The organism is Nocardiopsis oceani, from assembly GCF_054777395.1.
The window spans coordinates 65,304-73,407 of record NZ_BAAHAR010000005.1 but is presented as its reverse complement, the minus strand read 5'-3'; the positions used below and the strand labels follow the sequence as shown (position 1 = coordinate 73,407).

The 8,104-nt window shown below is 69.9% G+C and carries 5 protein-coding genes; all 5 read left to right on the top strand.

Annotation, left to right across the window (positions count from 1 at the left end; all coding sequences use genetic code 11):
• The first annotated feature begins 69 nt into the window (after positions 1-69).
• Complete coding sequence (locus ACYVDG_RS04020; RefSeq protein ID WP_460746910.1) at positions 70-978, top strand: aspartate carbamoyltransferase catalytic subunit; 909 nt, start codon at positions 70-72, stop codon at positions 976-978.
• Between the two features lie 262 nt (positions 979-1,240).
• Positions 1,241-2,542 (top strand): dihydroorotase, encoded by a 1,302-nt coding sequence (locus ACYVDG_RS04015; protein WP_460746909.1) that lies wholly within the window; start codon positions 1,241-1,243, stop codon positions 2,540-2,542.
• Between the two features lie 56 nt (positions 2,543-2,598).
• Positions 2,599-3,741, top strand: coding sequence for a glutamine-hydrolyzing carbamoyl-phosphate synthase small subunit (gene carA, locus ACYVDG_RS04010; protein WP_460746907.1), 1,143 nt, complete (start codon positions 2,599-2,601; stop codon positions 3,739-3,741).
• A gap of 15 nt (positions 3,742-3,756) precedes the next feature.
• Positions 3,757-7,065 (top strand): carbamoyl-phosphate synthase large subunit, encoded by a 3,309-nt coding sequence (gene carB / locus ACYVDG_RS04005; protein WP_460746906.1) that lies wholly within the window; start codon positions 3,757-3,759, stop codon positions 7,063-7,065.
• Between the two features lie 114 nt (positions 7,066-7,179).
• Complete coding sequence (locus ACYVDG_RS04000) at positions 7,180-8,079, top strand: dihydroorotate dehydrogenase electron transfer subunit (RefSeq protein ID WP_460746905.1); 900 nt, start codon at positions 7,180-7,182, stop codon at positions 8,077-8,079.
• The last annotated feature ends 25 nt before the right edge of the window (positions 8,080-8,104 follow it).

The window sequence follows — 8,104 nt, the reverse complement described above, 5'->3', positions numbered from 1 at the left end:
CGGCCTTCGGCCCGAGTCTCCCGCCAGCTCCGGCCCCACAGCCCCCGGAACCACAGAAGGGGAAGACTGATGCGCCACCTCCTCTCCGCGGGCGACCTCAGCCATGAAGAGGCCACCCTGGTCCTGGACACCGCCGCCGAACTCGCCCAGGTCGGGGACCGCTCCGTCAAGAAGCTCCCCACCCTGCGCGGACGCACCGTGGTCAACCTCTTCTACGAGGACTCCACCCGCACCCGGACCTCTTTCGAGCTCGCCGCCAAGCGCCTGTCCGCCGACGTCATCAACTTCTCCGCCAAGGGATCCAGCGTCTCCAAGGGCGAGAGCCTCAAGGACACGGCGCTCACCCTCCAAGCCATGGGCGCGGACGGAGTCGTCATCCGGCACAGCGCTTCCGGCGCCGCCCACCGACTGGCCAACTGGGTGGACGGGTCCGTTCTCAACGCGGGTGACGGCACCCACGAGCACCCCACCCAGGCGCTGCTGGACGCCTACACCATGCGCGACCGGCTGGGCCGCCTCGAGGGCCTGCGCGTGGCCGTGGTCGGCGACATCCTGCACAGCCGGGTCGCCCGCTCCAACGTCCTGCTGCTCACCACCCTGGGGGCGCACGTCACCCTGGTCGCGCCGCCGACCCTCCTGCCAGTCTCGGTACACACCTGGCCGTGTGAGGTCTCCTACGACCTCGACGACGTGCTGCCCAAGTCCGACGCGGTCATGATGCTGCGCGTCCAGGCCGAGCGCATGCAGGACTCCTTCTTCCCCTCCGTCCGCGAGTACAGCCGCAACTACGGGCTCGACGGCGAGCGGCTGGGCCGCATGCCCTCCGAGGCCATCGTCATGCACCCCGGCCCGATGGTGCGCGGCATGGAGATCTCCGCCGAGGTCGCCGACTCGCCCCGCTGCACCGTCACAGAACAGGTCGCCAACGGTGTCAGCCTGCGCATGGCCGTGCTCTACCTGTTGCTCGGTGGGTCCTAGAAGTGTTTGCTTTGGGCCTCCGCTTCGCTTCGGCCCGTGTTCGGGCGCCAAAAAGCAAGGCAGGAACCTTCGGCACCTGCGGTGTGATGGCTCGCCCACCCGTCGCCCGCCACCGCCCTCAACGGATGCCTGCGGCGCGGTACTTGTCCGAGCAATCCCACCTCCGGCACCTCCAGAACCCTGCCGGCGCCCGAACGGGGCCGGGCTTCCGCAGCCCCGACCCGGCCGCCAACTTCACGAACACGAGAAAGCCGACATCTCCATGCCCGAAAACCAAGGACCACACCTGATCCGCGGCGCCCGCCCGCTCGGCGGCGACCCCGTCGACCTGCTGTTCGCCGACGGCCAGATCGCCGCGATCGGCCCCGACCTGGAGGCCCCCGAGGGAGCACAGGTCGTGGACGCCACCGGCCTGATCGCCCTGCCCGGACTCGTGGACCTGCACACCCACCTGCGCGAGCCCGGCCGGGAGGACGCCGAGACCGTCGCCTCCGGCTCGCGCTCCGCCGCCATGGGCGGTTACACCTCCGTCCACGCCATGGCCAACACCGACCCCGTCGCCGACACCGCCGGCGTGGTCGAACAGGTCTGGCACCTGGGCCGCGAGGCCGGATACTGCGACGTGCGCCCCGTCGGCGCCGTCACCGTCGGCCTGGCCGGGAAGCAGCTCTCCGAGATCGGCGCCATGGCCGACTCCGCCGCACAGGTCCGTGTCTTCTCCGACGACGGCATCTGCGTCTCTGACGCCCTGCTCATGCGCCGCGCCCTGGAGTACGTCAAGGCCTTCGACGGCGTCGTGGCCCAGCACGCGCAGGAGCCGCGCCTCACCGAAGGCGCCCAGATGAACGAGGGCTGCGTCTCCGACCGCCTCGGCCTACCCGGCTGGCCCGCCGTCGCGGAGGAAGCGATCATCGCCCGCGACTGCCTGCTCGCCCAGCACGTCGGATCGCGCCTGCACGTGTGCCACATCTCCACCAAGGGCTCGGTCGACATCATCCGCTGGGCCAAGGAGCGCGGCTGCGACGTCACCGCCGAGGTCACCCCCCACCACCTGCTCCTCACCGATGAGCTGGTGGAGAGCTACGACCCCATCTACAAGGTCAACCCGCCGCTGCGCACCGCCGAGGACGTCGAGGCGCTGCGAGAGGGACTGGCCGACGGCACGATCGACATCGTCGCCACCGACCACGCCCCCCACCCGGTGGAGGCCAAGGAGACCGAGTGGTCCACGGCCGCCATGGGAATGGTCGGATTGGAGACCGCGTTGGCGGTCGTGCAGCGCACCATGGTCGACACCGGTCTTCTCACCTGGGCCCAGGTCGCCGACCGGATGTCCACCACGCCCGCCCGCATCGGCCGGGTGAGCGGGCACGGCCGCGAGCTGGCAGTCGGTGAACCCGCCAACGTCGTCCTGTACGACCCCGCGTCGTCGGTCGACGTCGAGGGCGCCGCCATGGTCACCAAGAGCAGCAACACCCCCTTCCGGGACATGACCCTGCCCGGCCGGGTCCGCGCCACGTTCCTGCGCGGTACCCCGACCGTCCTGGAGGGGAAGATCAATTGAGCAGCATGAACGCAGTGCAAGCCCAGGCCAGCCCTGGCGCCACAGAGGGGGGAAACGTGTCCGAGGAGACCGGCGGTCCGGCGATTCTGGTGCTTGAGGACGGGCGTGTGTTCCACGGCCGCTCCTTCGGCGCCACCGGCGAGACCTTCGGGGAGGCGGTCTTCAACACCGGGATGACCGGTTACCAGGAGACCCTCACCGACCCCTCCTATCACCGCCAGATCGTTGCGATGACCGCGCCGCACATCGGCAACACCGGGGTCAACGACGACGACCCCGAGTCCGGCCGGATCTGGGTCGCGGGCTACGTCGTCCGCGAGCCCGCGCGCATCCCCTCCAACTGGCGCGCCCAGCGCACCCTCGACGAGGAGCTGCGCCGCCAGAACGTGGTCGGGATCGCGCTCAGCGGTACCAGAGCCCTCACCCGCCACCTGCGTGACCGGGGCGCCATGCGCGCGGCCATCAGCACCGTCGAGACAGACCCCAAGGCGCTGCTCGCCCGCATCCTGGAGCAGCCCCGCATGGCCGGTTCCGACCTGGCTGCCGAGGTCAGCACCGACACGGCCTACGAGGTCCTCCCGCCCGAAGGCGTCGAGACGCGCTTCCACGTCGCGGCGGTCGACCTCGGCATCAAGGCGATGACCCCCCAGCGGCTCGCTGAGCGCGGCTGCAAGGTCACCGTGCTGCCCGCCTCCGCCACCACCGAGGACATCCTCGCCCTGGACCCGGACGGCGTGTTCTTCAGCAACGGCCCCGGCGACCCCGCCACCGCCGACCACCCCGTCGACGCTATGCGCGGTGTCCTGGACTCCGGCAGGCCGCTCTTCGGCATCTGCTTCGGCAACCAGATCCTGGGCCGCTCCCTGGGCCTGGGCACCTACAAGCTGCCCTTCGGCCACCGGGGCGTCAACCAGCCGGTGATCGACACCCGCTCCAAGAAGGTGGCGATCACCAGCCAGAACCACGGCTTCGCCGTCGACGCCCCGCTCGACACCCCCTTCGACACCCCCTACGGCCGGGCCGAGGTCAGCCACATCGGCCTCAACGACCAGGTCGTCGAGGGCCTGCGGCTGTTGGACCGACCCGTGTTCAGCGTCCAGTTCCACCCGGAGGCCGCCGCGGGTCCCCACGACGCCGCCGAGCTCTTCGACGAGTTCGTCGACCTGATGTCCGCCCAGCCCGAACCGGCTGCCAAGTAGTAAGAGGAACAGAGCATGCCGCGCCGTAGTGACCTTTCATCCGTCCTCGTGATCGGCTCCGGCCCGATCGTGATCGGGCAGGCGGCCGAGTTCGACTACTCGGGCACCCAGGCCTGCCGCGTTCTGCGGGCCGAGGGCCTCCGGGTCATCCTGGTCAACTCCAACCCGGCCACGATCATGACCGACCCGGAGATCGCCGACGCCACGTACGTCGAACCGATCACCCCCGAGATGATCGAGAAGATCATCGCCAAGGAGCGCCCCGACGCCCTCCTGCCCACCCTTGGCGGACAGACCGCGCTCAACGCCGCCGTCGACCTGCACGACTCGGGCGTCCTGGCCAAGTACGACGTCGAGCTCATCGGCGCCAACATCGACGCCATCCAGTCCGGCGAGGACCGCGAGACCTTCAAGGGGATCGTCGAGCGCATCGGCGGCGAATCCGCCCGCTCCCGCATCTGCCACACCCTCCAGGAGTGCCTGGACGCGGCTGAAGAGCTCAGCTACCCCGTCGTCGTGCGCCCCTCCTTCACCATGGGCGGCGCCGGCTCCGGCTTCGCCCATGACGAGGACGAGCTGCGCCGCATCGCGGGCCAGGGACTCGCGCTCTCCCCGACCACCGAGGTGCTCCTGGAGGAGTCCATCCTCGGCTGGAAGGAGTACGAGCTGGAGCTGATGCGCGACACCAACGACAACGTCGTGGTCGTGTGCTCCATCGAGAACCTCGACCCCATGGGCGTGCACACCGGTGACTCCATCACCGTCGCCCCCGCCATGACCCTCACCGACCGCGAGTACCAGAAGCTCCGCGACGTCGGTATCGCGGTCATCCGCGAGGTCGGAGTGGACACCGGCGGCTGCAACATCCAGTTCGCCGTCCACCCCACCACCGGCCGGATCATCGTCATCGAGATGAACCCCCGCGTGTCCCGCTCTTCGGCGCTGGCCTCCAAGGCCACCGGCTTCCCGATCGCCAAGATCGCCGCCAAGCTCGCCGTCGGCTACACGCTGGACGAGATCCCGAACGACATCACCAAGGAGACCCCGGCCAGCTTCGAGCCCACGCTCGACTACGTGGTCGTCAAGGTCCCACGCTTCGCCTTCGAGAAGTTCCCGGGTGCCGACGCCGGCCTGACCACCACCATGAAGTCGGTGGGTGAGGCCATGGCCATCGGCCGGTCCTTCCCCGAAGCGCTCCAGAAGGCCATGCGCTCCCTGGAGAAGGCAGGCGTCGGCCTGACCTGGGCGGGGGAGCCCGGCGACAAGGACGAGCTCCTCAGCCGTTCCGCGCAGCCCACCGAGCACCGCCTCCGCCAGGTCCAGCAGGCCCTCCGCGCCGGCGCCACCGTCGCGGAACTGCACGAGGCCACCAAGATCGACCCCTGGTTCCTGGACCAGATGCTGCGTCTCGAGGAGACGGCGCGCGTCCTTGCCGACGCCCCCAAACTCGACGCTGGCCTGCTCCGCGAAGCCAAGGGACTGGGATTCTCCGACGTCCAGATCGGCGAGATCACCGGCAAGTCCGAGGACGTCGTCCGCGAGCTCCGGCACGCCCTGGGTATCCACCCCGTCTACCTGACCGTGGATACCTGCGCCGCCGAGTTCGAGGCCCAGACGCCGTACCTGTACTCCAGCTACGACGAGGAGAGCGAGGTCCCGGCCGGGGACAAGCCCAAGATCATCATCCTTGGCTCGGGCCCCAACCGCATCGGCCAGGGCGTGGAGTTCGACTACTCCTGCGTCCACGCCTCCTTCGCCCTCTCCGACGCCGGGTTCGAGACCGTCATGGTCAACTGCAACCCCGAGACCGTCTCCACCGACTACGACACCAGCGACCGCCTCTACTTCGAGCCGCTCACCCTGGAGGACGTGCTCGAGGTCGTACGGGCCGAGCAGGCGGCCGGACCGGTCGTGGGCGTCATCGTCCAGCTGGGCGGGCAGACGCCCCTCGGCCTGGCCCGCCGCCTCAAGGCCGCCGGTGTGCCCATCATCGGCACCAGCCCCGAGGCCATCGACCTGGCCGAAGACCGGGGTGCGTTCGGCAAGGTCCTGAACGACGCGGGGCTGCCCGCGCCCAAGTACGGCATGGCCTACTCCTTCGCCGAGGCCAAGACCGCCGCTGACGAGATCGGCTACCCGGTCATGGTCCGCCCGTCCTACGTCCTGGGCGGCCGCGGCATGGAGATCGTGTACAGCGAGGCGATGCTCGCCGACTACATCGAGCGCAACGCCGAGGTCAGTCCCGAGCACCCCGTCCTCATCGACCGGTTCCTCGACGATGCCATCGAGATCGACGTCGACGCCCTCTACGACGGCAAGGACCTGTACCTGGGCGGCGTCATGGAGCACATCGAGGAGGCCGGGATCCACTCGGGCGACTCGGCGTGCACCCTGCCCTCGATCACCTTGGGCAGCGAGGACATCGAGCGCATCCGCTACTCCACCGAAGCCATCGCGCGCGGCACCGGGGTCCGGGGCCTGCTCAACGTCCAGTACGCGCTCGCCTCCGGCGTCCTGAACGTCCTCGAGGCCAACCCGCGCGCCTCCCGTACGGTGCCGTTCGTCTCCAAGGCCACCGCGGTGCCGCTGGCCAAGGCCGCTGCCCGCATCATGGCCGGCAGCACCGTCGCCGAGCTCCGCGCCGAGGGCCTGCTGCCCGCCAAGGGTGACGGCGGCGACCTGCCCGCCGACGCCCCGGTGTCGGTCAAGGAGGCCGTCCTTCCCTTCAACCGGTTCATCAACAAGGAGGGCGAGGGCGTCGACACCATCCTCGGCCCCGAGATGCGCTCCACCGGCGAGGTCATGGGTCTGGACACCGAGTTCGGCCCCGCGTACGCGAAGTCCCAGCTGGCGGTCAACGGTTCACTGCCCACCCAGGGCAAGGTGTTCGTCTCCGTCGCCAACCGCGACAAGCGCTCGATGATCTTCCCGGTCAAGCGCCTGGACGACCTCGGTTTCGAGATCCTGGCGACCGAGGGCACCGCCGTGGTGCTGCGCCGCAACGGGGTCCACGCCAGTGTCGTGCGCAAGCACAGCACGGGCACCGGGCCCCAGGGTGAGCCCACCATCGTGCAGCTCATCAACGACGGCGGCGTCGACCTGATCGTCAACACCCCGTTCGGTAGCGCGGGACAGTCCGGCCCGCGACTGGACGGGTACGAGATCCGGACCGCGGCCATCCTGCGCGGGGTGCCGAGTGTCACCACGGTGCAGGGTCTGGCCGCCGCGGTCCAGGCGATTGAGGCCCGCGTCCGAGGCGACGTAGGGGTCCGCTCCCTCCAAGAGCACGCCGAGTCGCTCACGGCGAGCCGTGATGCCTCCTAGGCTGTAGTGGTTGGTTCGGGCGCCGCTAGGGTTCTGCAAGGCGAGTCAAGCCGCTAGCGAGAACCCTCCGGCCCCGAACCGTATAGCTGAGTTCCAGAGAGGCTGCCAGGACAGATGAGCGACAACGGACCGGTGCAGACCAGGTGCCCCGTGCTGAACGTGCGCAGGGTGGACGCCTACTACGCCATCACCGTTGTCGCGCCGGGCATCGCCGAGCGGTTCCGCTCCGGCCAGTTCGTGTCGGTGGCGGTCGGGGGCGACCACTCCAGCACCATTCTGCGCCGCCCCTTCGCGATCCACGACGTCAAACCCGACTACGGCGGCACCGTCGAGTTCCTGTTCGCGGTGCGTGGCAGCGGGACCGCTTGGCTGTCGGAGCGGAGGTCACGCGACCTGCTCGACGTGGTCGGTCCTCTCGGCCGCCCCTTTCCCCTGCCCCGGGACCCGGTCAATTGCGTGCTCGTGGGCGGGGGCTCGGGGAGCGCGCCCCTGTTCCCGCTCGCCCTGTCGCTGCGCAGGCGCGGGTGCCGGGTGGACTTCGTACTCGGCGGTGCCTCCGCCGACCGCGTGTTCAGCGCCATCACCGCGCGCCGGATCGCCGAGACCGCCGCCTTCACCACCGACGACGGCTCCTTCGGTACACGTGGCCGGGTCACCGACGTTCTGGGGCGGGTGATCGAGGAGGCCCGTTCCGACGCCGTGTACGCCTGCGGACCCATGCCGATGCTGCGCGCGGCCACGGCGGTGGCGGGTAACCACGGGGTCCCCGTGCAGGTCGCGGTCGAGGAGACCATGGCCTGCGGTGTCGGGATCTGCATGACCTGCGTGATCCCGGTGGTGGGGGACGACGGGATCACCCGGATGGCGCGTTCCTGTGTGGACGGCCCGGTGTTCCGCGGCGAGCAGGTGCGCTTCGACGACGTCGGCACGATCCCCTTCGACGCGCTGGGCGCACCGGGGTGGAAGGGGTCGGGTGCCGCCCGCGCCTCGGAAGCCGCCCGTGACATCGCGTGACTTACCGGACCGACGGACCCGGACT